This window comes from Erwinia sp. MYb375 (assembly GCF_037479175.1).
Lineage (GTDB): Bacteria > Pseudomonadota > Gammaproteobacteria > Enterobacterales > Enterobacteriaceae > Erwinia > Erwinia rhapontici.
Genome location: NZ_JBBGZS010000011.1, coordinates 283868 through 306728 on the forward strand (window position 1 = coordinate 283868; position 22861 = coordinate 306728).

Annotated in this window: 23 protein-coding genes; 16 read left to right on the forward strand and 7 right to left on the reverse strand. The window is 53.9% G+C overall.

The features are described 5' to 3' along the window. Positions 1-24 precede the first annotated feature (24 nt). From gsiB to WH279_RS03825, 4 genes are all read left to right on the forward strand, one after another. Complete coding sequence (gsiB, locus tag WH279_RS03810) at positions 25-1563, forward strand: glutathione ABC transporter substrate-binding protein GsiB (protein ID WP_200640815.1); 1539 nt, start codon at positions 25-27, stop codon at positions 1561-1563. Between the two features lie 41 nt (positions 1564-1604). Beyond that, a complete protein-coding gene (gene gsiC, locus WH279_RS03815) occupies positions 1605-2525 on the forward strand; it encodes a glutathione ABC transporter permease GsiC (protein WP_133841096.1) in 921 nt (306 codons plus the stop codon). 9 nt (positions 2526-2534) lie between these two features. Beyond that, positions 2535-3440, forward strand: coding sequence for a glutathione ABC transporter permease GsiD (gene gsiD / locus WH279_RS03820; protein WP_339455062.1), 906 nt, complete (start codon positions 2535-2537; stop codon positions 3438-3440). Positions 3441-3539: 99 nt separating this feature from the next. Continuing rightward, positions 3540-4205, forward strand: coding sequence for a DUF3313 domain-containing protein (locus WH279_RS03825; RefSeq protein WP_339455063.1), 666 nt, complete (start codon positions 3540-3542; stop codon positions 4203-4205). A gap of 81 nt (positions 4206-4286) precedes the next feature. Here WH279_RS03825 and WH279_RS03830 read toward each other — a convergent pair whose 3' ends face one another. After that, positions 4287-5012 carry a DUF3053 family protein gene (locus WH279_RS03830; RefSeq protein ID WP_200640811.1) on the reverse strand — a complete coding sequence of 242 codons (726 nt, stop codon included), beginning with the start codon at positions 5010-5012 and terminating at the stop codon, positions 4287-4289. A gap of 125 nt (positions 5013-5137) precedes the next feature. Here WH279_RS03830 and WH279_RS03835 point away from each other — a divergent pair, with 125 nt between their 5' ends. After that, a complete protein-coding gene (locus WH279_RS03835; RefSeq protein ID WP_445235217.1) occupies positions 5138-6250 on the forward strand; it encodes a PQQ-dependent sugar dehydrogenase in 1113 nt (370 codons plus the stop codon). 41 nt (positions 6251-6291) lie between these two features. On the opposite strand, the gene WH279_RS03840 is transcribed toward WH279_RS03835, so the two are convergent. Then, on the reverse strand, positions 6292-6948 hold the full coding sequence (locus tag WH279_RS03840) for an HAD family hydrolase (RefSeq protein WP_339455064.1): 657 nt from the start codon (positions 6946-6948) through the stop codon (positions 6292-6294). Between the two features lie 275 nt (positions 6949-7223). Between WH279_RS03840 and WH279_RS03845 the strand changes: the two genes are divergently transcribed. Continuing rightward, on the forward strand, positions 7224-8429 hold the full coding sequence (locus WH279_RS03845) for a serine hydrolase (protein WP_339455065.1): 1206 nt from the start codon (positions 7224-7226) through the stop codon (positions 8427-8429). A gap of 111 nt (positions 8430-8540) precedes the next feature. Here WH279_RS03845 and WH279_RS03850 read toward each other — a convergent pair whose 3' ends face one another. From WH279_RS03850 to WH279_RS03865, 4 genes are all read right to left on the reverse strand, one after another. Continuing rightward, the gene (locus tag WH279_RS03850; protein ID WP_339455066.1) at positions 8541-9824 is read right to left on the reverse strand and encodes an HAAAP family serine/threonine permease; all 1284 of its coding nucleotides are present in this window, start codon (positions 9822-9824) and stop codon (positions 8541-8543) included. A gap of 563 nt (positions 9825-10387) precedes the next feature. Then, positions 10388-10993: an undecaprenyl-diphosphate phosphatase gene (gene ybjG, locus WH279_RS03855; RefSeq protein WP_339455227.1), complete on the reverse strand. Its 606-nt coding sequence runs from the start codon at positions 10991-10993 to the stop codon at positions 10388-10390. Next, positions 10993-11733, reverse strand: coding sequence for a phosphatase PAP2 family protein (locus WH279_RS03860; RefSeq protein WP_339455067.1), 741 nt, complete (start codon positions 11731-11733; stop codon positions 10993-10995). Before WH279_RS03860 ends, ybjG begins: the two co-directional genes overlap by 1 nt. Before the next feature lie 217 nt (positions 11734-11950). After that, positions 11951-13639 (reverse strand): aspartate:alanine antiporter, encoded by a 1689-nt coding sequence (locus tag WH279_RS03865; protein WP_339455068.1) that lies wholly within the window; start codon positions 13637-13639, stop codon positions 11951-11953. Between the two features lie 299 nt (positions 13640-13938). Here WH279_RS03865 and ybjM point away from each other — a divergent pair, with 299 nt between their 5' ends. After that, a complete protein-coding gene (gene ybjM, locus WH279_RS03870; protein WP_339455069.1) occupies positions 13939-14325 on the forward strand; it encodes an inner membrane protein YbjM in 387 nt (128 codons plus the stop codon). Between the two features lie 127 nt (positions 14326-14452). Here ybjM and WH279_RS03875 read toward each other — a convergent pair whose 3' ends face one another. Then, on the reverse strand, positions 14453-14716 hold the full coding sequence (locus tag WH279_RS03875) for a GrxA family glutaredoxin (RefSeq protein WP_200640794.1): 264 nt from the start codon (positions 14714-14716) through the stop codon (positions 14453-14455). Positions 14717-14919: 203 nt separating this feature from the next. Between WH279_RS03875 and WH279_RS03880 the strand changes: the two genes are divergently transcribed. From WH279_RS03880 to potI, 9 genes are all read left to right on the forward strand, one after another. Then, positions 14920-15207: a YbjC family protein gene (locus WH279_RS03880; RefSeq protein WP_133841085.1), complete on the forward strand. Its 288-nt coding sequence runs from the start codon at positions 14920-14922 to the stop codon at positions 15205-15207. Further along, on the forward strand, positions 15191-15913 hold the full coding sequence (gene nfsA, locus WH279_RS03885) for an oxygen-insensitive NADPH nitroreductase (protein ID WP_339455070.1): 723 nt from the start codon (positions 15191-15193) through the stop codon (positions 15911-15913). The genes WH279_RS03880 and nfsA overlap by 17 nt, the downstream gene beginning before the upstream one ends. Before the next feature lie 24 nt (positions 15914-15937). After that, positions 15938-16840 carry a 30S ribosomal protein S6--L-glutamate ligase gene (rimK, locus tag WH279_RS03890; protein WP_227535940.1) on the forward strand — a complete coding sequence of 301 codons (903 nt, stop codon included), beginning with the start codon at positions 15938-15940 and terminating at the stop codon, positions 16838-16840. A gap of 121 nt (positions 16841-16961) precedes the next feature. Then, entirely contained in the window at positions 16962-17537 is a 576-nt protein-coding gene (locus tag WH279_RS03895; protein WP_339455071.1) for a YceI family protein, read from the forward strand. Between the two features lie 191 nt (positions 17538-17728). After that, positions 17729-18208 carry a YbjN domain-containing protein gene (locus WH279_RS03900; RefSeq protein WP_200640787.1) on the forward strand — a complete coding sequence of 160 codons (480 nt, stop codon included), beginning with the start codon at positions 17729-17731 and terminating at the stop codon, positions 18206-18208. A 462-nt stretch (positions 18209-18670) separates the two neighbouring features. Continuing rightward, the gene (gene potF, locus WH279_RS03905; RefSeq protein ID WP_133841080.1) at positions 18671-19777 is read left to right on the forward strand and encodes a spermidine/putrescine ABC transporter substrate-binding protein PotF; all 1107 of its coding nucleotides are present in this window, start codon (positions 18671-18673) and stop codon (positions 19775-19777) included. A gap of 128 nt (positions 19778-19905) precedes the next feature. Beyond that, positions 19906-21039 (forward strand): putrescine ABC transporter ATP-binding subunit PotG, encoded by a 1134-nt coding sequence (gene potG / locus WH279_RS03910; protein WP_159338129.1) that lies wholly within the window; start codon positions 19906-19908, stop codon positions 21037-21039. A 2-nt stretch (positions 21040-21041) separates the two neighbouring features. After that, the gene (gene potH / locus WH279_RS03915) at positions 21042-22001 is read left to right on the forward strand and encodes a putrescine ABC transporter permease PotH (RefSeq protein ID WP_339455072.1); all 960 of its coding nucleotides are present in this window, start codon (positions 21042-21044) and stop codon (positions 21999-22001) included. Next, the gene (gene potI, locus WH279_RS03920) at positions 21998-22843 is read left to right on the forward strand and encodes a putrescine ABC transporter permease PotI (protein WP_133841077.1); all 846 of its coding nucleotides are present in this window, start codon (positions 21998-22000) and stop codon (positions 22841-22843) included. The genes potH and potI overlap by 4 nt, the downstream gene beginning before the upstream one ends. Positions 22844-22861: the final 18 nt, after the last annotated feature.

The window sequence follows — 22861 nt, forward strand, 5'->3', positions numbered from 1 at the left end:
AGTAGAACGACAACAAGGGATGACATGATGAATCACTACACGCGTAAATTGCTGTTAACTGCTGGCCTGCTCGGCAGCGTTGTTGCACTGCCTGCCTGGGCGGCGAAAGATGTCACTATTGCCGTCGCCTCTAACTTCACCACCCTGGACCCGTACGACGCGAATGACACGCTGTCGCAGGCCGTGGCAAAGTCGTTTTATCAGGGGCTGTTTGGCTTTGATAAAGAGATGAAGCTGGAAAACGTACTGGCAGAAAGTTACCAGGCCAGCCCGGATGGATTGAGCTATACCATCAAACTGAAAACCGGTGTTAACTTCCAGGATGGCACGCCGTTTAATGCTGAAGCGGTAAAAGCCAACCTCGACCGTGCCAGCAACCCGGACAATCATCTCAAGCGTTATAACCTGTTTAAAACCATCGCCAGCACCGAGGTGGTTGATGCTAACACGGTCAAAATCACGCTTAAGCAGCCGTTCTCCGCTTTTATCAACACCCTGGCCAGCCCGGCAGCCGCGATGATCTCCCCAGAGGCGCTGAAGAAATACGGTAAGGATATCGGCTTCCACCCGGTCGGCACCGGTCCGTACGAGTTCGTCACCTGGAATCAGACTGACTTTGTGAAAGTGAAGAAATTTGCGGGTTACTGGAAAGCGGGTTATCCGAAGCTGGACAGCATTACCTGGCGCCCGGTCGTGGATAACAATACCCGTTCCGCGATGCTGCAAACGGGCGAAGCCAACTTTGCCTTCCCTATCCCGTTTGAGCAGGCGAAACTGCTGGAGAAAAACAGCAAGCTGGATCTGGTGACCTCGCCGTCGATCATGCAGCGTTACATCAGCTTTAACGTGACGCAGAAGCCGTTTGATAACCCGAAAGTGCGTGAAGCGATCAACTACGCGATTAACCGTGAGGCGCTGGCAAAAGTGGCCTTTGCGGGTTATGCCACCCCGGCGACCGGTATTGTACCGCCGTCGATCCAGTACTCACAAAGCTATCCGGCCCCGCAATACAACCCGGCTAAAGCGCGCGAACTGTTGAAGGAAGCGGGCTATCCGAACGGCTTTACTACCACACTGTGGTCTTCGCACAATCACAGCACGGCGCAGAAGGTGTTGCAGTTCACTCAGCAGCAGCTGGCACAGGTGGGCATCAAAGTGGAACTGACGGCAATGGATGCCGGTCAGCGTGCGGCACAGGTGGAAGATAAAGGCCAGAAAGAGAGCGGCGTGCGCATGTTCTACACTGGCTGGTCTGCCTCAACCGGGGAAGCCAACTGGGCCTTAACGCCGCTGTTCGCCACGCAGTCCTGGCCGCCAACCATCTTCAACACCGCTTTCTACAGCAACACGCAGGTGGATAAAGATCTGGCTGATGCGCTGAATACGACCGACGGCGAGAAAAAAGCCGCGCTGTACAAAGATGCGCAGGACCGTATCTGGAAAGATCAGCCTTGGGCACCGCTGGTTGTGGAAAAGCTGGTTTCGGCGAACACCAAAAACCTGACCGGGTTCTATGTGATGCCGGATACCTCGTTCAGCTTTGACGATGCTGACCTGAAGTAATGGACTAACGCCCCTCCCGTCAGGGGGGCGCAGGGTACAAGATGCTTAACTATTTTCTCAAACGCTTACTGGGGCTGATCCCCACGCTGCTGATCGTGGCGGTGCTGGTGTTCCTGTTTGTTCACCTGCTGCCCGGCGATCCGGCGCGACTGATTGCCGGGCGCGAAGCCGATGCCGACGTGGTGGCGATGGTGCGCCAGCAACTGGGGCTGGACTTGCCTTTGCCGCAGCAGTTCTGGCAGTACATCACCCATGCCGTACGCGGTGATTTTGGCATCTCGATGGTGTCGAAACGACCGGTCTCTGAAGAGATCGCTCAACGCTTTCTGCCGACACTGTGGCTGACGCTGAGCAGCATGGTGTGGTCGGTGATTTTTGGCATGGCCATTGGCATTGTCTCTGCCGTGTGGCGCAACCGCTGGCCAGACAGGCTGGGGATGACGCTGGCGGTTTCGGGGATCTCTTTCCCGGCATTTGCGCTGGGCATCCTGCTGATGCAGGTTTTTTCCGTGGAGCTTGGCTGGCTGCCGACCGTCGGTGCCGATAGCTGGCAACATTATATTTTACCCTCCATTACCCTCGGTGCTGCCGTGGCGGCGGTGATGGCACGCTTTACCCGGGCCTCTTTCGTTGAGGTGATGCAAGAAGACTATATGCGTACCGCACGCGCTAAGGGCGTGCGTGAATCGGTGGTGGTGATCAAACACGGCCTGCGCAATGCGATGATCCCGGTGGTCACGATGATGGGCCTGCAATTTGGCTTCCTGCTGGGGGGCTCCATCGTGGTCGAGGTGGTGTTTAACTGGCCTGGCCTGGGGCGACTGCTGGTGGATTCGGTGGAAATGCGCGACTACCCGGTTATCCAGGCCGAAGTGCTGCTGTTTTCGCTGGAGTTTATCTTGATTAACCTGGTGGTCGATATGCTGTATGCCGCGATCAACCCCGCCATTCGCTACAAGTAAGGATGCATGATGATTAACTGGCGACGTAACGCCGTACTCTCAGCGCTGCCGGGTATCAGCCCCCATCGCGTCCGTACCCCGTGGCGTGAGTTCTGGCGGCGTTTTCGTCGCCAGCATGTGGCGATGATTGCTGCTGTTTTTGTGCTCCTGCTGATCCTGATTGCGCTGTTTGCACCGCTTCTCGCGCCGTTCGATGCCGAGAACTTTTTTGATTATGATCGGCTGAATGAAGGGCCGTCGCTGGTCCACTGGTTTGGTGTGGATGCGCTGGGGCGTGATATTTTCAGTCGCGTGCTGCTGGGTAGCCGGCTATCGCTGGTCGCGGGTTTCTTCTCGGTGGCGGTGGGTGCCGCAATAGGCACGCTGCTGGGGCTGTTAGCCGGTTACTACGAAGGCTGGTGGGACCGCATCATTATGCGTATCTGCGATGTGCTGTTCGCGTTTCCCGGCATTCTGCTGGCGATCGCCGTGGTGGCGGTGATGGGCAATGGCATGTCGAATGTGATTCTGGCGGTGGCGATATTCAGTATCCCTGCCTTTGCCCGCCTTGTCCGCGGCAATACGCTGGTGCTGAAGCACCTGACGTATATTGAGTCGGCACGCAGTATTGGCGCATCGGATCTCACTATCATCCTACGGCATATCCTGCCGGGGACGCTGTCGTCGATTGTGGTCTATTTCACTATGCGTATTGGAACTTCAATCATTTCGGCAGCCAGCCTGTCATTTCTTGGGCTGGGCGCGCAGCCGCCGACCCCGGAGTGGGGGGCGATGCTCAATGAGGCTCAGGCTGATATGGTGATGGCACCGCACGTGGCGATTTTCCCCAGTCTGGCGATCTTTCTGACCGTGCTCGCCTTTAATCTGCTGGGGGATGGCCTGCGGGACGCGCTGGATCCGAAGCTAAAAACCTGACGCTGACCGCAGTCAGATCAACTATTTTGCTTATCCCGCTGGTGAAAGGTCAGGCGCGCTCTATGCTTGAATAACCTTCACTGAGCAAGGAATTTGGCAATGCAGAATTTGCGTCTCCCTCTGGTCGCCGGGCTGGCAACGTTGTGTCTTGTGCTGGCCGGCTGTTCGTCAAAAGTAGCTGATACCACACAATATTCCGGTTTTTTGCCGGATTATTCCCGCCTGAAAGCATCGGAGTCTCCCAGCGGTCATGAGACGTTGCGCTGGGTTTCGCCTGATTTTAAACTGTCTGATTATCGCGGCATTTATTACACCCCGGTGGTCTATTACCCGGCAGCAAAACCCACAGCCCGCGTCAGCCAACCCACGCTGGACCAGGCGCGTAGTTATCTCGATCAGCAGCTGAAAAGTGCGGTTGGGCAGCGTAAAACGCTGGTGAATCAGTCCGGCCCCGGCACGCTGATCATGAAAACGGCGATCACGGCGGTGAATGCCGAAAATCAGGATATGAAGTTCTATGAAGTGGTGCCGGTGGCGGCGGTCGTTGCCAGCACGATGGCGGCCTCCGGGCATCGTACTCAGAACAGTGTGCTGTTCCTGGAAACGCAGTTGCTGGATGCGAAAACCGGCAAACCGGTGGTGGAAGTAGTCCGCAAGGCCTACGGGAAAACCGTGCCTAACAGCAATGCACCGATCAATCTGAGCGAGCTGAAAAGCGGTATCGATGAGATGGTACGGGACGTTGTGACTTTCCCTGCGCAGTAAAGTACTCGTTGTTGGCCGACCGCAACACTCGGTCGGCCACTTTTATCTTGATGCGGTAACGGGTGAACTTTCTGCCCGGATTTAACGGATCATGCTTTGTAACTGGCCGGCGGTTTTCATCAGATCCATGACTAACGGCTGGAGTTTTTGCTGAATGGCATTGTACTGATCCAGGGCTTTCTGGTCGGTAAACTGTACGATATTCCCGGATACGGTGACCTTATCTCCCTGCTGTTTCAACAGATCCACCTGGCTCACCAGCAGCGTCAGCACCTCTGGTACCTGTGTGGCAACCTGCAACGCCGCATCACCCGGTGCAACAATCACTTTAGCCCACACCTGATCATAAACCGCCTTCAGATCGTCCGGCTGTTTCAGCGCGGCATGTTTGCTTTCGCTATCCGCACGCAGCTTCACCAGCACCGGTTTCCAGGTGGCACTTTGTTCGGCCATTTTTTGGAGGTCATCGCGCTTAGCCATCAGGCTGCTGACGGTATTCACGCCTCTGAACTGGGCAAAAACCTCGCCAAGAGAGGCGCTGAACACGTTGCCCATACCCTTATGATAATCCGTCAGTAACGCATAGTCGCTGGCATAGGGGCCGAATGCTTTGGTCTCTTCGTCCGTCAGGGTGGGTACGGCAACCTGTGTTTTCGCCAGCACGCGGGTTTGCAGGAATTCAATAAACGCCTTGCGCTGTTCGGGTTCTTTGTCGCCGCAGCCGCTTAATGTCAGCAGCAGGGCCATCATCATCAACGGTAACAGTAAAAAACGGGTGAAACCTGTTTGTGGTAATCGTGAAGTCATCAGACATATCCCTTGTAGTATTGAAAAAAATAGCCCCGGGAATATAGCGCACTGAACCAGATAATTCGGCAATTATTGGTAATTTAACTACGTTTAGTTAACAAATAGCGATAAGGAGCATAACGATGAGAGGTTGCCTGGCGGCGTTAACGATGGTGTCAGCGTTATTACTCAGCCCAGCGGTGCGGGCTGAGAAAGTCCATGCTGAGGTATTACAGGATGGGTTGGATCACCCGTGGTCGCTGGCCTTTCTGCCGGATAACCAGGGCATGTTGATCACCGAACGCTCCGGCCAGTTACGCCGCTGGCAGGCTGGAGCGGGGCTGTCTGAACCGATCGGCGGTGTGCCTGAGGTCTGGGCGCAGCGCCAGGGCGGATTGCTGGATGTGGTACTGGCACCTGATTTCTCCAGCAGCCGCCGCGTCTGGCTCAGTTATACCGTTGCGGGGCAGGACGGGCGCGCCGGAGCGGCGGTTGGCTATGGCCGGCTCAGCGAGGACCATCGCCAGTTGAGCGACTTCCGTGAAGTGCTACGGCAGCAGGGGCTGTCAACCGGAGCCAATCTGGGCACGCGCCTGGCGTTTGACCGCAGTGGCCATCTGTTTATCGCCTTTGGCGACAACTTCCAGGCAGAAAAAGCGCAGGATTTGTCTGCCCTGCAAGGCAAGATCGTTCGTCTCAACGCCGATGGCTCTGTTCCTGCCGATAATCCGCTGGCGACGAAAGCAGGAGCGCGACCTGAAATCTGGAGCTGGGGGATGCGTAATCCGCAGGGACTAGCCCTGAATCCGGCCAGCGGTGAAATCTGGGAGAGTGAACACGGCCCGCGTGGCGGCGATGAAGTGAATATTCCACACCGGGGCAATAATTACGGCTGGCCGCTGGCAACATGGGGAGTTGATTACAGCGGTGAAAAAGTCCCCGGCTCGAAAGGGGGCCGCGTGGCGGGAACCGAGCAACCGGTCTGGTACTGGAAAGTCTCTCCGGCGATTAGCGGCATGGCGTTTTACAGCGGCACACGCTTCCCACAGTGGAAAGATTCACTGTTTATCGGTGCACTGAAAGAGAAAAACTTGATCCGCCTGAGCCTTAATGGCAATCGTGTTGAAGGGCAGGAACGTCTGCTGGCCGACCGTGGTGAGCGTATTCGTGATGTACGGGCCGGGCCGGATGGCTGGCTGTATGTGCTGACTGACGAGTCGAAGGGTAAACTGCTGAAGGTGGGGTTGCAGCCTTAAGCAACAAAGGCGGGCTGACCGGAGACGATCAGCCCGGCATGTCACCGGAGCCAGTGACAGATTTCCCAGCCGCGCTGCTGAGCCAGCAGGCTGAGCGGTTCGGCAGGGTTGATAACCCAGGCATGGTCCGCATGTTCCAGCATCGGCAGGTCGTTGATGGAATCACTGTAAGCCCAGGTGCCGGAATAGGTCGGCGTTTGCGCCTGTTGCAACCAGTCGTTCAGACGGCTGACTTTGCCCTCTTTATAGGTCATGGTGCCATAGGTCTGGCCGCTGTAGCGGTCATCAATGATCTCCACACCGATCGCCAGTGCACCGCACGCGCCCAACTGTTCTGCGATCGGTGTAACCAGATGTTCACCACTGGCCGAGATAACAATGACGGTATCGCCACGTTCCTGATGCCAGCGCATTCGCTCGCGGGCGGCAGGGTAGACGCGTGGCAGGATGTCTCGCTGAATAAAGCGGCGGATCCAGCCGGATACCGTGGCGGCTGACATCCCAGCCAGCGGGGAGAGTGTGGTATGCATATAGGCTTCCATCGACAGCGAGCCTTGATAGTATTGTTCCATCAGAGCCCGCTCTTCATCGATCAGAGCGGCAGGGGCAAATCCCTGAGAAACCAGCCAGCGCAGCCACAGGCCGGTACTGTCTTCACAAATCAGTGTTTCATCAAGATCAAACAGCGCTAAATCCATCGTCGTGACTCCTCTTGCAGACTTTTCTCAGATTAGCGGATTTTTGTGACAGGCTTAACTGTTCGCCGATAATTCGGATTTACGCCCGTTTTACACTTTGTGAAAATGACGCTAAATTGTGCCTTATTGCAGGCAAAATCAGCCATATTGAATAAACTGTAGAAATCTTTACGGTAAAATTGTTCTTTTTCAGGATGTAACACCTTAGTGTAGGGCGGTTAGTCTCCTGGCTTTAATTTTAATCATTGTCTTTCAAATGGATACCTGGTCACGACATGAAGAATATTTCCCTGTCATCCCGTGTTTTTACACTGGCTACCACCTCCACGCTGTTGCTATTAACACTGTCCCCCGCCAGGGCAGAGCAGGCACCTGCCGCCCCACAGATTGAGGCGAAAGCCTGGGTGCTGATGGATTATAACAGCGGTAAAGTGCTTACCGAATCTAATGCCGATCAGCGCCTTGACCCGGCCAGCCTGACGAAAATGATGGCCAGCTATGTCACCGGGCAGGCTCTGAAGGCAGGCAAAATCAGCAACGATGATATGGTGACCGTTGGCAAAGACGCGTGGGCTACCGGTAACCCGGTATTGCAGGGGTCATCCCTGATGTTCCTGAAGCCCGGCGATCGTATTCCGGTTTCGGAGCTGAATAAAGGCATTGTGATCCAGTCCGGTAACGATGCCAGTATCGCCCTGGCCGACCATGTGGCGGGCAGCCAGGATTCATTTGTTGGCCTGATGAATAACTACGGGAAGGTGCTGGGGCTGCAAAATACTCATTTCAAAACGGTGCACGGGCTGGATTCCTCTGGTCAGTACAGCACTGCCCGCGATATGGCGCTGATCGGCCAGGCGTTGATCCGCGATGTGCCGGAAGAATATGCCCTGCACAAAGAGAAAGAATTTACCTTCAACAAGATCCGCCAGCATAACCGCAACCGCCTGCTGTGGAGTACCAACCTGCACGTTGACGGGATTAAGACGGGCCATACGTCCGGGGCCGGGAACAACCTGGTGGCCTCCGCGACGGACGGCGATATGCGCCTGATTTCTGTGGTGCTGGGTGCCGCGACCGATGCGATTCGTTTTCGCGAAAGTGAAAAGCTGCTGACCTGGGGCTTCCGTTTCTATGAAACCGTGACGCCGATTAAAGCGGGGAACGCATTTGCCACCCAGCGCGTCTGGTTTGGCGACCGGAAAGAAGTCAGTCTCGGCGTCGCGAAGGATGCATCAATTACTCTGCCAAGAGGGCAGATGAAAAACCTGAAGGCAAGCTTCACGCTGACCCAACCGCAGTTGACGGCGCCGCTGGCTAAGCATCAGGTGGTCGGGACGATTGATTTCCAGTTGGATGGTAAATCGATTGAGCAACGCCCGCTGGTGGTGCTGGATGAAGTGAAAGAGGGCGGGTTCTTTAGCCGCATGTGGGACTTCGTGATGATGAAGATGAATAGCTGGTTTGGTAGCTGGTTCGCGTAAATCGTCAATGCATTGGGCGAGGCGTGCCTCGCCCCTACATACGACTTCGGGATTTTGCAGGGCGAGGTGTGCAAAGCGGTAGGGGGTCAGGCATGCCTGACCCTGTGAACATCAGATCAGGTCATACGCCACGGCGGAAATTGCCACCAGGCCTACCAGCACGACAAACACATTGCTCAGCTTGCCGCTGTATTTGCGCATCGCCGGGACTTTGTTAATCGCGTACATCGGCATCAGGAACAGCAGCACGGCGATGATAGGGCCACCCAGGCTCTCAATCAGGCCGAGAATGCTTGGATCCAGAGTTGCCACAATCCAGGTCGTCACCAGCATAAACAGCGCGGTAAAGCGGTTTAGTTTATGCTCGGCAATGGTTTTACCCCGGCTGCGCAGCATCTTATTCACCGTACCGTTAAAGCCTTCACGTGCACCCAGATAGTGGCCCAGGAAGGATTTGGTAATGGCCACCATCGCAATAATCGGTGCCAGCCACGCCATCAGCGGGGTATCAAAGTGGTTCGCCAGATAAGAAAGAATAGAGATGTTCTGGGACTTGGCTTCCGCCAGGTTTTCCGGTGTCAGGCTCAATACACAACTGAACACGAAGAACATCACGGTAAGCACCATCATGATATGGCTGCGCGCCAGAATGCGTGAGCATTTTGGTTCTGCCTGGTCGCCGTACTCTTCGCGTTTGGCAACGGCAAAGGCAGAGATAATCGGTGAGTGGTTGAATGAGAACACCATGACCGGGATGGCCAGCCACAGGGTCATCATCAGACCTTTTCCGCTGCCGTTCAGGCTGACGTTGTCGAAGATGGCGCTGCTCCAGTGTGGGATCAGGTACAACGCCAGCAGCATCAGTACCAGAACAAACGGATAAACCAGCACGCTCATCGTTTTGACGATGATCTCTTTGCCAAAACGTACAATCGTCATCAGACCAACAATCAGAATCAGAGACAGCAGCGCGCGTGGCGGTGCCTGAATCTGCAACTGGTGAGTCATGAAGCTTTCCACGGTATTGGTGATCGCCACGCTGTAGACCAGCAGGATCGGGTAGATGGCAAAGAAGTAGAGCAGGGTGATCAGCTTACCGGCACCTACGCCAAAATGTTCTTCAACCACTTCAGTAATATCTTCGCCCGGATTACGGCCAGACAAGACGAAACGGCAGAGCCCTCGGTGAGCAAAATAGGTCATCGGGAAGGCCAGCACGGCCATGATGATCAACGGGATCAGGCCACCGATTCCGGCATTGATAGGCAGAAACAGTACGCCCGCCCCAATTGCCGTACCATACAGGCCGAGCATCCACATAGTGTCAGTTTTACGCCACGCGCTGGAATCCTGCGTTGCTTCGGGGCTCAACACCGCCGTTTGGGATGTGTCCATGATTTCTCCAGGGTTGAAATGTTAAAACAATTAACTAAATCGTATTCCTTCCGCGATATCAGAATTAACCCCTGATTACGGCTTTAATTAATTACTCTGATTTTATGGCGCACACTCTACCACTAGAAAAAATAGAAGAAAGCACTGTCTTTGGGGTTACCGGTGATCGAAATCACATTTCCATCACCTTTTTTAGTGTGAACATCTGTGGGGTGGGTTTTTGAAGGGGTTATTGACCAGGTAATGAGTGTTTAAACAGGTATTTACACTGATTTTTATCATTTTAGTATGGTGAAGTAGTGAGCTAAAGTGGCGAAAATATCATCTCATTATTTCATAATTTTTTAATTATCAATGTGTTGTGTTTTTTGGTGTGGAGTGATTTGCGGTTAATTTAAGCGCCTTGCGCAACAGGCATAATATCCGGGAGATACGTTGAGGATGTTGCGCAATAAGCAAAAAGTGATTTGCATGAAATAGCCGCGCATTTTTTTTTAAAACAGGGAGAGGTATGATCTGCATCAAAGTAAAAGGGCCTGAATAATCAGGCCCATCATGTTGGATTAATCGCGTACCCATCCTTTACTGATGGGGAAGGCAAACAGCGCCCGATAGAGAGAAGAGAGGCGGGGTAGCAATATCGCGCCACACAACTGCCAGAATATTTGCGCAAACAGGCAGGAGAGCAGGCCCACCAGCATGCCACCCAGCATATCCAGCGGCCAGTGTACCCCCAGATAAACGCGCGACCATGCAATGGCTGCGCCGGTCACCATCAAAACTGCGCCTGACCACAGGCGGTGCCAGCAGATAAAGGCAATGGCAAAGGTAAAGATCACCGTACCGTGATCGCTGGGGTAAGAGTCATCCGGCGCATGTGACAGGAACTGATGCCCCAGACCAATAGCAAAAGGGCGTGGGTGCGGGAAGAGTTGTGCCAGGCACCAGGAAATCGCAAGGGCGTAAAGCAGTGCTATGCCAGTTTTAACCACCAGCACACGTTGTGAAGTGAGCTGGCTGCGAGGCCCCCACAGCCACAGGCCCACGATCAGCAGGGGAACAATGGCGATCACATCGCGGGCAATAAAGGTGGCCAGGTCGATCAGCCATTCGGGTGACGCCGCGTTGGCATTGACCCAAAGAAACAGTGCCCGGTTCAGCTCTTCCATCATCTTGATTTCCTCGTCTTGTTAAGCAGATACGTTACGCATCCGAAAGTCACACATTGCGTCAGCCAGACCCACCATGCTGCCCACAGGTTGTGGGAAAGAAAGTGGGCGCCGCGCATAATCTGTCCAAAGCCCATCACCATGCCAACGGCCAGGGCTGCCCACCAGCAGGCCCAGGCCAGGCGTGTGCGTTGGGGGTAGAACAGAAAAAACAGCGCCAGGGCACTGAAGCCGCTGGATGCATGGCCGCCGGGGAAACAGCGCCCCGGCCCGCTGTTCAACGGGACAGCGCCGAACAACGGGTAAGAAACCGCCTTACCGCCAAATTCCACCAGGTCCCACGGACAGGAGTGGGCACTGGTGGCCTTCAGGACGCCCACCACCAGTGGGCCAATGCCCATCAGTAATGCCACCAATACCCAGCGTGGTTGTCCGCGTACCACGCCGGCCAGTAGCAGTACGCTCCCTCCGCCGATCACCATCTGTTTAAGCAGGCGATGGTTAATCAGATCCAGCCAGTGATTATCTTTCCACGGAAACTGCTGTGTCAGCGGGTCAAACCACAGGCGGGTGATCGCCATGTCGATGCTTTCGCTGCGCGACAGCCAGATAAAAACCATGGCGCTGAGAATCAGTAGCACGAATTGCTTAAGGTAAAAGTGAGCGGGCAAGGGGTAAAGAGAATCACTCTTAATTGCACGATTCGTTTGGCTTTTGTTGAGAATTAATGATGATTTCATGACATTTTGGCGACCAGGGGAGCATGGTGCTACTTTGCCGTGAGGGGCTTAAGGAAACATTAAGAAGGCCGCGGTAAATCGAACAGGAGCAGAAAAGAAAAAAACCCGAAAATCATAAGATTAACGGGCTCCACAATAAGGGGATTTCAAAGAAAAGCAGTGGCATAAATTAAGACTTCACGCCGTCACAAAAGTTCTCTGAAATCGATTAATTATTTTATCCGCCTAAAATCGGCCAGATTATCACGATTAATGTTCCAGCCAGCGTCAGTAAAACGTTAGCAATGGCATAGGTTCCTGCATAGCCCAGTGCCGGGATGTTACTGCGTGCAGTATCGCTGATTATTTCCATTGCCGGGGCGCAGGTGCGGGCACCCATAATGGCGCCAAACAGCAGGGCGCGGTTCATTTTCAGTACCCAGGCACCGAACAGGAAGCAGATAATCACCGGCACCAGACTGACAACCAGCCCGGCACCCAGCATCAACAGACCGGTTTCACCTAAACCGTGGGTGATGCCACTACCGGCGCTTAAACCTACCCCCGCCATAAACACCATCAGTCCGAACTCTTTCACCATCGTCAGCGCGCCCTGAGGAATGTAGCCAAAGGTTGGATGATTGGCACGCAGGAATCCCAGCATAATACCGGCAAACAGCAGGCCGGCCGCGTTGCCAATGCCGAAACTAAAGCTGCTGAACTGGAAGGTGATCATACCGATCATCAGGCCGACGATGAAGAAGGCACAAAACGCCAGCAGGTCCGTCATCTGACTGTGAATCGAGATAAAGCCGATGCGGTCGGCGACGGATTTCACGCGTCGTGCTTCGCCGCTGATGTGTAACACATCGCCTTTATTCAGGATGATATTGTCGTCGATAGGCATTTCGATCTGGCTGCGGATCACCCGGTTAAGGAAGCAGCCGTGGTCGGTCAGCTTCAACTGGCTCAGACGTTTATTCACAGCATTGTTGTTCTTGACCACGATCTCTTCATTGACGATGCGCATATCCAGCAGGTCGCGGTCGAATACTTCTTTGCCGTTACGGAAGCTCGGGTCCAGGCGGGAATGTGCGTCAGGATAACCCACCAGCGAGATCTCATCGCCAGGTTGTAGCAGGGCATCGCCGTCAGGGTTGGCGAGAATGCCATTACGGCGAATTCGCTCAATGTAGCAGCCGGTTTGCCGGTAGATACCCAGCTCACGCAGATTCTTACCGTCGCTCCAGGCAACCAGTTCCGGGCCAACGCGATAGGCGCGGATCACTGGCAGATAGACTTTGCGCTGGCTGTCCGGGTCCAGCCCACGTTCGCGGGCAATCTGCTGTGCGCTGGTCGGCAGGTCCTGATGCTGTAATTTAGGCAGGTAACGTGCACCAATAATCAAACTTACCAGGCCCATCAGGTAGGTCAGCGCATAGCCAAGGCTAAGATGATCCTGTGCCAGCGTCAGGCTTTTCTCGTCGGTGAGGGTTTGCCGCAGGGTATCACCCGCGCCCACCAGCACTGGCGTGGAGGTCATTGAGCCGGCCAGCATCCCGGCGGTCAGGCCGATATCCCAGCCGAACAGTTTCCCGAGTCCAAGGGCAAGTATCATCGCACTGGTGACCATAACAATCGCCAGCATGAGATAGTTTTTTCCATCGCGGAATAAAATAGAGAAAAAATTCGGCCCGGCTTCCACGCCGACACAAAAAATAAATAACATAAAGCCGAGATTGAGTGCTTCAGTATTAATCGAAAAATGCTGCTGGCCGAGCAGTAATGAAACAACTAAAACACCAATAGAATTACCCAGTTGAACAGATCCTAACCGAAGTTTGCCTAAACATAACCCCAGAGCCAGTACGACAAATAATAACAGAATGTAATTTCCACTTAACAAATCTGCGATGTTTATATTCACGGTTTAACTTCTTGTTTACCAGTAACCTATTGAAGAAAATGGGTTTATACGCTAGATTTCACCCTGTGTTCGTCATTTGTCCGCCGCGGGTTAACAGCACTTACCAACAGCCAGATAAATTGCACCACTATGTTAATCCCTATGCCGATTGACAGCCAGTCTCCGGCACGCTTATTTGTTACCCGTTATGTTTTTATCGAATAGGCTGACCAAAAAACGGCAATTACCCATAGTGACTGAAATGGCTAATTGATGCGTCGAATTGAATTGGGTTTTAAAATAACCTGGAGAAAATTCCCGTGTGGATAAAAGGTATCCGTTGGACAGGCCTGATTGCCTGTAGCGCACTCTATGGTGCGATCTATATCGCCGTGCGCTATCCGCTGCCCGCAGGATACATCGGCCATGCACAGTTGGGTCTGTTGTTGTTTGTGCTGCCGGGCGCGCTGGCAGCGTTGACCTCAAAAGAGTCCCCTCTAACGGCAATGGTGATTGCTATCGCACTGGCATCCCCTCCTTGCCTGGTGCTGATGCAGTCTGACGGTTTTAACTCTGTGGGCCTGGGGCAGGAGATCGTGTTTATCGCCAGTGCGGTATTCTGGTGCGGGTCTGGCACATTGGGCGTGATGCTGTGGCGCACGCTGATGGATATCCATCACCAGCAGGATGGAAAAGGGCGTTTATAGCATTGCTGCAAAAGCAAAGGGCCGATCTCAACGATCGGCCCTGACAGTCATCATGGCTGCGGTGATACGGGTCGATCGGAAAAGATGATCGACCCCTACGGTAATCATCCCCGCAAGGCGGTGATGATTACTGGAACAGGCCCAGATTGTCTTTGGCATAGGCTTCGAAATCAGTGCAGCCGCCAATATGGGTTGAATCGAGGAAGATCTGCGGCACGGTTTCTACCGGTTTACCCACCGTCTTCTCTAAGTCAGCTTTAGTGATCCCTTCCGCGTGAATATCGATGTAGCGGAAATTGAAGTCTTCACGTTCTTCAGTCAGTTTTTCAGCCAGCTCGGTCGCGCGAACACAGTAAGGGCAGCCAGGGCGTCCAAAAATCACTGCAAACATAGGTTTCTCCTCAAAGGGTCAGAATTTTATGTGATTAACATCACATTTCATTGCTCAATGGCGCTTATGATGCCCGCATCCTCCGGTGAAAGGAAGAAGGAATTACCTGTTAGTCTGATTCGCAGCACCTATGCACAAGGGCATAATCTACGCTTTAATACCCCCCATTCAGCAGGAATATCGTCATCAGCAGGAGAGCCGTTATGCGTGCCTTTAGTCAACTGCCCCGGGCGGTGTTAGTTCTCGAAGTATTCGGTATTTTGCTCTTGATCCTGTCTTACCTCACGTTACATGAAATGCTACCCTTGCCGTCGCCTTTTACCGGTAAGCTTGCAGCAACGCTGATGATCTTTGCCGGTATTGCCCTGATGCTGCCTGCCGCCACGGTGATGATGTGGCGGACAGCGAAGGTGATGGCACCCGAACTTTTTAACACGCGCCGTTCGCGTGATAAGCCCAAATCAGGAGATTCCCATGACGCCGACCATTGAACTACTGCGTTCACACCGTTCGATTCGCGCCTACAGCGACCAGGTTATCACCGCAGAGCAGCGTGCCGCGATTCTGGATGCTGCACAGTCGGCCTCCACCTCCAGCTTTTTACAGTGCTCCTCGATTATTCGTATTACGGATACTGAGACGCGCAATGCGCTGGTCGCTTTGAGCGGCGGGCAAAAATACGTTGCCGAGGCCGCCGAATTTTGGGTGTTTTGTGCCGATTTCAATCGTAACCAGCAGATCTGCCCGGACGCCGAATTAGGGCTGGCAGAACAGCTGCTATTGGGTTGTATCGATACGGCGTTGATGGCGCAGAATGCTCTGGTCGCTGCCGAATCGCTCGGTTTCGGCGGCTGCTTTATTGGTGGCATCCGTAACCATATTGCTGATGTGACGGAGCGGCTGGGCCTGCCGAAGTTTGTGCTGCCGCTGTTTGGCCTTTGCCTGGGCAGCCCGGAGCAGGACCCGGACCATAAACCGCGCATGCCTGCGGGGCTGTTGATGCATGAAAACCGCTATCAGCCGATCGATCCTGCGTTACTGGCGCAATATGACCGCGAACTGGTGGCCTATTACCAGTCACGCGACAGCAACCGTCGCTCGGAAAGCTGGAGCGAGCACATTCAGAAGACGCTGATCAAAGAGAGCCGTCCGTTTATTCTTGATTACCTGCATCAGCAGGGCTGGGCTACGCGCTAATCCTTTTGGCCCCGGAGGCTATTGGTGAAAATTGCTATTCTTTCCCGTGATGGTTCGCTTTATTCGTGTCAACGTCTGCTGGAGGCCGCGCGAGCGCGTGGTCACAGCATTGACGTCATCGACCCGCTCTCCTGCTATATGAATATCAACCCTGGCGCATCGGCTATCCATTACCGGGGGCGCCAGCTGTCACATTATGACGCGGTTATTCCACGCATTGGTTCGGCCACCACGTTTTACGGCACGGCGGTACTGCGCCAGTTTGAAATGTGTGGCAGCTACCCGCTGAATGAATCGCTGGCGATAGCCAGGGCGCGTGACAAGCTGCGCTCGCTGCAACTCCTGGCGCGAGCGGGGATTGCCATGCCGATCACCGGATTTGCCCATTCACCGGATGACACCCGCGATTTGATCGAGATGGTGGGCGGTGCGCCGCTGGTGGTCAAGCTGGTGGAAGGTACCCAGGGGATTGGAGTGGTGCTGGCAGAAACCCGCCAGGCTGCGGAAAGTGTGATTGATGCTTTTCGCGGTCTGAATGCTCATATTCTGGTACAGGAGTTTATCAAGGAGGCGCGCGGGCGTGACGTGCGTTGCCTGGTGATCGGAGGGAAAGTGGTGGGTGCGATCGAGCGTGAGGCAAAAGAAGGTGATTTTCGTTCTAACCTGCATCGCGGCGGCACTGCCCGGCGTGTGACGATCAGCGACAGCGAGCGAGAGATAGCGATTAAAGCGGCCACCACGCTGGGGCTTGATGTGGCCGGCGTCGATATTCTGCGTGCCAGCCGGGGACCGCTGGTGATGGAAGTTAACGCATCTCCCGGATTAGAAGGTATTGAGAAAACCACCGGCCTGGATATTGCGGCGATGATGATTGGCTGGATTGAAGAGCAGGCCCAGCCGGGTTTTTGTTTGAAAACCGGGGGTTAACCTCAAGAAGAGATCTTATTCAACAGAGGGGTGACGCTGTAAAAGGGTAATGCAGAGAGTACCGTGAATAAAATCATGCGGTCAGGTGTTTACGCTATGACGTCTAAAGAGAGGTTTACCCATGATGCGTTCTTGCTGCTTTCTGAGTGTTTTACTGCTGTTCAGCCCGGTTCTGTTTGCTGCGCCTGAAACCTATGTCATATCGACGGACAAAACTGCCATCGGGCTCTCCTGGCGCGCGTTTGGCCATGCGTTTTCTCAGGCGCATTTAGAGGGGGGGACGGGAACGGTGACACTGGATCCCATGGCAGACTGGGACGATCATATTGAGGTGAAAATACCGGTCGCCACGCTGGTTGCGTCAAACATCCTCCTCACCAGTCAGATGAAAAGTGCCCTGTTTTTTGATGCGGTTGATTATCCCTGGATACGCTTTACCAGTAGCCGCGTGGTGGCACTGGGGCAGGGCCAGTTCAGAATTTTCGGTCTTTTATCCGTCAAAGATGTTCGTCGTCCGATCGTCATGGAGGCGACGCTGGATAATCACGGTGTGTTATCGCCAGAGGCACAAACGCTGGCACTGCATGCGTCAACCGCCATCTCCCGCAGCGCATTTCGGGTTGATCGCCTTGTCGGAATTGTTGATGACCGGGTGGCAATTGACCTGACGATTGCGGCGCACGCCACGCGGCCATAATATCTGTTTGTCCGAATGCTGCGGCAGCAGGGGGGCTCTGTTGTTGCTTCAGGCGGCGTGGCCAGGAAGTGTCTCCCTGAGTTAATGCTTAAAACCAGCTGCTGGCGTCATATTTCTGTCGTAATCATGGTTTTTGGCGGCGTTTTTTAGTAAGCTATGGCGCAATTTTATTTCGGCAAGAGACAAAGAATATGGATTCACTCGTCGTTCCGGATCTCGACGTATTGCGACGTTGGCTGGATCAGCAAAGCATCACCTGGTTTGAGTGTGATTCATGCCAGGCACTACATCTGCCGCATATGCAGAATTTTGATGGGGTGTTTGATGCCAAACTCGATTTGGTGGACAACGTCATCCTGTTTTCGGCACTGGCCGAAGTCAAACCAACGGCCCTGATCCCGCTGCTGGGCGAATTGTCACAGATCAATGCCAGTTCGCTGACGGTGAAAGCGTTCCTCGATATTCAGGATGATAATCTGCCCAAACTGATTGTCTGCCAGTCGCTGAGTGTGACCGCCGGGCTGACCTACGGCCAGTTTGTCCATTTTATGAAGCAGAGCGAAGAACAAATTTCGATGATCGTCATGGAGGCTTTTGCCAATAATCTGCTGATGATCGGTGAAGATGACGATCGGACGCCTGTAAGCGGCGGCAATTCTGTGCTGCATTAAGCCGAAGGTTTCATTTCCTGGTTTCCTGCGGGCGGACATGGTTTCCGCCCGTTTTGATCTCATTCCGTGTTTCTGCCCAAAAACCTGCATCAACAGCTGTTTTTAGCGCCACTTCCTGTAAAACCATAACCACTTTTTATTCTGCATTTTGCCCTATATTGCCAGATATCTGTCGCTGTTTATGCCATGAATGGCGTATCACATAGAGGAAACATGCATAAAAAATCGATAAAAGGCGTTTTTTACGCTAGGGGCTGGTCTGATCATGATACTGGGGCTATTCTTGCGTGGCTGCATTACGCGTGCAACGTCCCCAGATATATAGGTTTTTAGTATTAACGGCCCGGTGAATAATGATTCATTCTTTAGCCTTAATTCTTCAAATTTTATCTATCAAGAAAGCAGGTGTTCACCGGTTCACCTGCCCGGCAAAATGTTTATCTCTGTTCATGAGGATGGAAAATGTTCAACCAACGTAAAAAATGGTTGTCAGGTGTGGTAGCAGGTACGCTGATGGCGATCTCTGCTGGCTCACTGGCCGCAGACAAGACGCTGCACGTTTATAACTGGTCTGATTATATTGCGCCGGGTACGGTGGCGGATTTTGAAAAGCAAACCGGTATTAAAGTGGTGTACGACGTATTCGACTCCAATGAAGTACTGGAAGGCAAACTGATGGCCGGTAGCACCGGTTATGACGTCGTTGTGCCGTCCTCCAGCTTCCTTGCGCGTCAGCTTCAGTCGGGTGTGTTCCAGCCGCTGGACAGAAGCAAACTGCCAAACTACAAAAACCTCGATCCGGATTTGATGAAAAAGCTCGAGCAGCACGATCCGGGCAACAAATATGCGATCCCTTATCTGTGGGCGACCACCGGGATTGGCTATAACGTTGAAAAAGTGAAAGCCGCTCTGGGTAAAGATGCCCCGGTCGACAGCTGGGATCTGGTCCTCAAGCCGGAAAACCTCGAAAAGCTGAAGAGCTGTGGCGTTTCCTTCCTCGATGCACCTGAGGAGATCTTCGCGACTGTGCTGAACTACATGGGCAAAGATCCGAACAGCAGCGATGCAAAAGATTATACGGCGGCGACCGATCTGCTGTTGAAACTGCGTCCGAGCATTCGCTATTTCCACTCATCCCAGTACATCAACGATCTGGCAAACGGCAATACCTGCGTGGCGATTGGTTGGGCGGGTGATATTCTCCAGGCGAAAAACCGCGCTGTAGAAGCGAAGAACGGTGTGAATATCGCCTACAGCATTCCTAAGCAGGGCGCGCTGGCGTTCTTCGATATGCTGGCGATCCCGAAAGATGCGAAAAACGTCGATGAAGCCTATCAGTTTATTAACTACCTGATGGAGCCGAAAGTGATGGCGCAGATTTCCAACACGGTTTTTTACGCCAGTGGTGTAAAGGCTTCCCTGCCGTTTGTTGATGCGGCTATTCGCGACAACCCGGGAATCTATCCAACCCCTGAAACCATGGCGAAACTGTTCACCCTGAAGGTGCAGGATCCGAAACTTGACCGTGTGCGTACGCGTGCATGGACTAAAGTTAAAAGTGGTAAGTAAGCCATAACCGTTTCACACTCGTTAAGCAGCAGAGGCGCGGTTACCGGCCTCTGTTTTGTTTTTTTTAGGGTAGGGCAGACGTCAACCCGCACAGCGGCCCCGCCTTTTAGCGCCGGAGTATAATGGTAGTGAATGACGCGATCCCCCGTCCTCAAAGCAAAGCAGGTAAGGCGCTGACGCCACTGCTGGAGATCCGCAATCTGACCAAATCGTTCGATGGTCAGCATGCGGTGGATGATGTGAACCTCACCATCTATAAAGGCGAGATTTTCGCTCTGTTAGGTGCCTCAGGCTGCGGTAAATCAACGCTGCTGCGTATGCTGGCCGGTTTTGAAGCGCCAACGCAGGGGCAAATCGTGCTGGATGGCCTGGATCTCTCCCATGTGCCACCGTATCAGCGTCCCATTAATATGATGTTCCAGTCCTACGCCCTGTTCCCCCATATGACGGTGGAGCAGAATATCGCCTTTGGACTGAAACAGGACCGTCTGCCGAAAGCCGAAATTGCCGAGCGTGTGGCTGAAATGCTCACGCTGGTGCATATGCAGGAGTTTGCCAAACGTAAGCCTCATCAGCTCTCTGGCGGTCAGCGTCAGCGTGTCGCACTGGCCCGTAGCCTGGCAAAACGCCCTAAACTGCTGCTGCTGGATGAACCGATGGGCGCGCTGGATAAAAAATTGCGTGACCGCATGCAGCATGAAGTGGTGGATATCCTTGAGCGCGTTGGGGCGACCTGCGTCATGGTGACCCACGACCAGGAAGAAGCCATGACCATGGCGGGCCGCATCGCGATTATGAATCGTGGCAAGTTTGTGCAGATCGGTGAACCGGAAGAAATTTACGAGCACCCGACCACGCGTTTCAGTGCTGAATTTATCGGTTCAGTTAACCTGTTCGAAGGACTGCTGCGTGAACGTCTGGAGGATGGGCTGATTATTGAGAGCCCCGGCCTGATCCATCCGCTGAAAGTGGCCTCTGACGTGTCGGTGGTTGATGGTGTTCCGGTGTCCGTGGCGCTGCGCCCGGAAAAAGTGATGCTATGCGATGAGATCCCGGCCGATGGCTGCAACTTTGCCGTGGGTGAAGTGGTGCATATTGCCTACCTGGGCGATCTGTCGATTTATCACGTACGTCTGCATAGCGGGCAGATGATCAGTGCCCAGTTGCAGAATGCCTATCGCTTCCGTAAGGATACCCCAACCTGGGGTGACGAAGTGCGTCTTTGCTGGGATGCCGATAGCTGTGTGGTCTTAACGGTATAATCATGAGCCAATTTTCTGAACGCCCTCCCGAGCCGCCAAGCGGCCAGCAAACCGGCATTAAAGGGCTGTTGACGCGTCTGTCGATGGCACACGGTCGTAAGCTGGTGATTGGACTGCCTTACCTCTGGTTGTCGCTGCTGTTTCTGCTGCCGTTTCTGATTGTTCTGAAGATCAGTTTTTCCGATATCGCCCGTTCAAGCCCGCCGTATACCGAGCTGTTAAGCTGGGCTGACGGCCAGTTGAACATGGCGCTGAACTTCGGCAACTACCTGATGCTGACTGAGGACCCGCTGTATATTGATGCCTACCTGCATTCATTGCAGGTGGCGGGGATTGCCACGCTGATCTGTTTAGCGATTGGCTATCCGCTGGCATGGGCGGTGGCACATGCTGCACCTTCTACGCGCAATATCCTGCTGTTGCTGGTGATCCTGCCGTCTTGGACCTCGTTTCTGGTGCGCGTTTATGCGTGGATGGGCATCCTCAATAATAACGGTATTCTGAATCGCTTTCTGATGTGGACGGGGGTGATCGATCATCCGATCACCATTCTTTACACCGATCTGGCGGTGTATATCGGTATTGTTTACTGCTATCTGCCGTTTATGGTGCTGCCGATTTACACCGCGCTAACACGTATTGATTACTCGCTGGTGGAAGCCTCGCTCGATCTCGGCGCACGGCCGATAAGAACTTTCTTCAGTGTGATTGTGCCGCTGACCAAAGGCGGCATTATCGCCGGGTCGATGCTGGTGTTTATTCCGGCGGTAGGGGAGTACGTGATCCCGGAACTGCTGGGCGGCCCGGACAGTATTATGATCGGGCGCGTGGTGTGGATGGAGTTCTTTAACAACCGAGACTGGCCGGTTGCATCGGCGCTGGCGGTGATTATTCTGTTGATCCTGATCCTGCCGATTATCTGGTTCCATAAACATCAGAATAAAGAGGGGGATAAAGCGTGAGTCAGCTACCGGTTATTCGCTCAAAGTGGCGCACGGCTATCCTTGCCGTCTGTTTCTTCTTCCTGTACGCACCGATGCTGCTGCTGGTGATTTATTCGTTTAACTCATCGCAGCTGGCGGCATGGGAAGGCTTCTCGCTGCGTTGGTATCAGGTACTGTTTAACGACGATGCCATGATCCGTGCAGTAACGCTCAGCCTGTCTCTTGCCGGGCTGTCGGCGACGGCCGCGGTGATCCTCGGGACTATCGCTGCAATGGTGATTGTGCGCTTCGGCCGCTTTAAAGGCTCCACCGGCTTCGCCTTTATCCTGACGGCACCGCTGGTGATGCCGGATGTAATCACCGGGCTGTCGCTGCTGCTGCTGTTTGTGGCCATGGCAAATGCGTTCGGCTGGCCTGCCGAGCGCGGGATGCTGACGATCTGGCTGGCCCACGTTACCTTCTGTACCGCCTATGTAGCGGTAGTGATTAACTCGCGTCTGCGTGAGCTGGACCGCTCGATTGAAGAGGCGGCGATGGATCTGGGTGCGACGCCACTGAAGGTGTTTTTTGTGATCACGGTTCCGATGATTGCACCTGCGATTGTCACCGGCTGGCTGCTGGCATTCACCCTGTCGCTTGACGATCTGGTGATCTCCAACTTCGTCACCGGGCCAGGCGCTAACACGTTACCGATGCAGATATTTGCTACCGTGCGCCGTGGGATTAACCCGGAGATTAACGCGCTGGCAACCCTGATTCTGCTCGTCGTGGGGATTGTTGGCTTTATTGCCTGGCGTCTGATGGCGAGTAAAGAGAAGCAGCGCCTGAAAGACATTCAGAGGGCGCGCGCCGGGCATTAATCTGCGTTTAAGCAAGAT

What these genes read in the sequence shown, in the direction of transcription:
- gsiB (WP_200640815.1), top strand. Translation starts at nt 25, where the DNA reads ATGATGAATCACTACACGCGTAAATTGCTGTTAACTGCTGGCCTGCTC.
- gsiC (WP_133841096.1), top strand. Translation starts at nt 1,605, where the DNA reads ATGCTTAACTATTTTCTCAAACGCTTACTGGGGCTGATCCCCACGCTG.
- gsiD (WP_339455062.1), top strand. Translation starts at nt 2,535, where the DNA reads ATGATTAACTGGCGACGTAACGCCGTACTCTCAGCGCTGCCGGGTATC.
- WH279_RS03825 (WP_339455063.1), top strand. Translation starts at nt 3,540, where the DNA reads ATGCAGAATTTGCGTCTCCCTCTGGTCGCCGGGCTGGCAACGTTGTGT.
- WH279_RS03830 (WP_200640811.1), bottom strand. Translation starts at nt 5,012, where the DNA reads ATGACTTCACGATTACCACAAACAGGTTTCACCCGTTTTTTACTGTTA.
- WH279_RS03835 (WP_445235217.1), top strand. Translation starts at nt 5,138, where the DNA reads ATGAGAGGTTGCCTGGCGGCGTTAACGATGGTGTCAGCGTTATTACTC.
- WH279_RS03840 (WP_339455064.1), bottom strand. Translation starts at nt 6,948, where the DNA reads ATGGATTTAGCGCTGTTTGATCTTGATGAAACACTGATTTGTGAAGAC.
- WH279_RS03845 (WP_339455065.1), top strand. Translation starts at nt 7,224, where the DNA reads ATGAAGAATATTTCCCTGTCATCCCGTGTTTTTACACTGGCTACCACC.
- WH279_RS03850 (WP_339455066.1), bottom strand. Translation starts at nt 9,824, where the DNA reads ATGGACACATCCCAAACGGCGGTGTTGAGCCCCGAAGCAACGCAGGAT.
- ybjG (WP_339455227.1), bottom strand. Translation starts at nt 10,993, where the DNA reads ATGGAAGAGCTGAACCGGGCACTGTTTCTTTGGGTCAATGCCAACGCG.
- WH279_RS03860 (WP_339455067.1), bottom strand. Translation starts at nt 11,733, where the DNA reads ATGAAATCATCATTAATTCTCAACAAAAGCCAAACGAATCGTGCAATT.
- WH279_RS03875 (WP_200640794.1), bottom strand. Translation starts at nt 14,716, where the DNA reads ATGTTTGCAGTGATTTTTGGACGCCCTGGCTGCCCTTACTGTGTTCGC.
- WH279_RS03880 (WP_133841085.1), top strand. Translation starts at nt 14,920, where the DNA reads ATGCGTGCCTTTAGTCAACTGCCCCGGGCGGTGTTAGTTCTCGAAGTA.
- nfsA (WP_339455070.1), top strand. Translation starts at nt 15,191, where the DNA reads ATGACGCCGACCATTGAACTACTGCGTTCACACCGTTCGATTCGCGCC.
- WH279_RS03895 (WP_339455071.1), top strand. Translation starts at nt 16,962, where the DNA reads ATGATGCGTTCTTGCTGCTTTCTGAGTGTTTTACTGCTGTTCAGCCCG.
- WH279_RS03900 (WP_200640787.1), top strand. Translation starts at nt 17,729, where the DNA reads ATGGATTCACTCGTCGTTCCGGATCTCGACGTATTGCGACGTTGGCTG.
- potF (WP_133841080.1), top strand. Translation starts at nt 18,671, where the DNA reads ATGTTCAACCAACGTAAAAAATGGTTGTCAGGTGTGGTAGCAGGTACG.
- potH (WP_339455072.1), top strand. Translation starts at nt 21,042, where the DNA reads ATGAGCCAATTTTCTGAACGCCCTCCCGAGCCGCCAAGCGGCCAGCAA.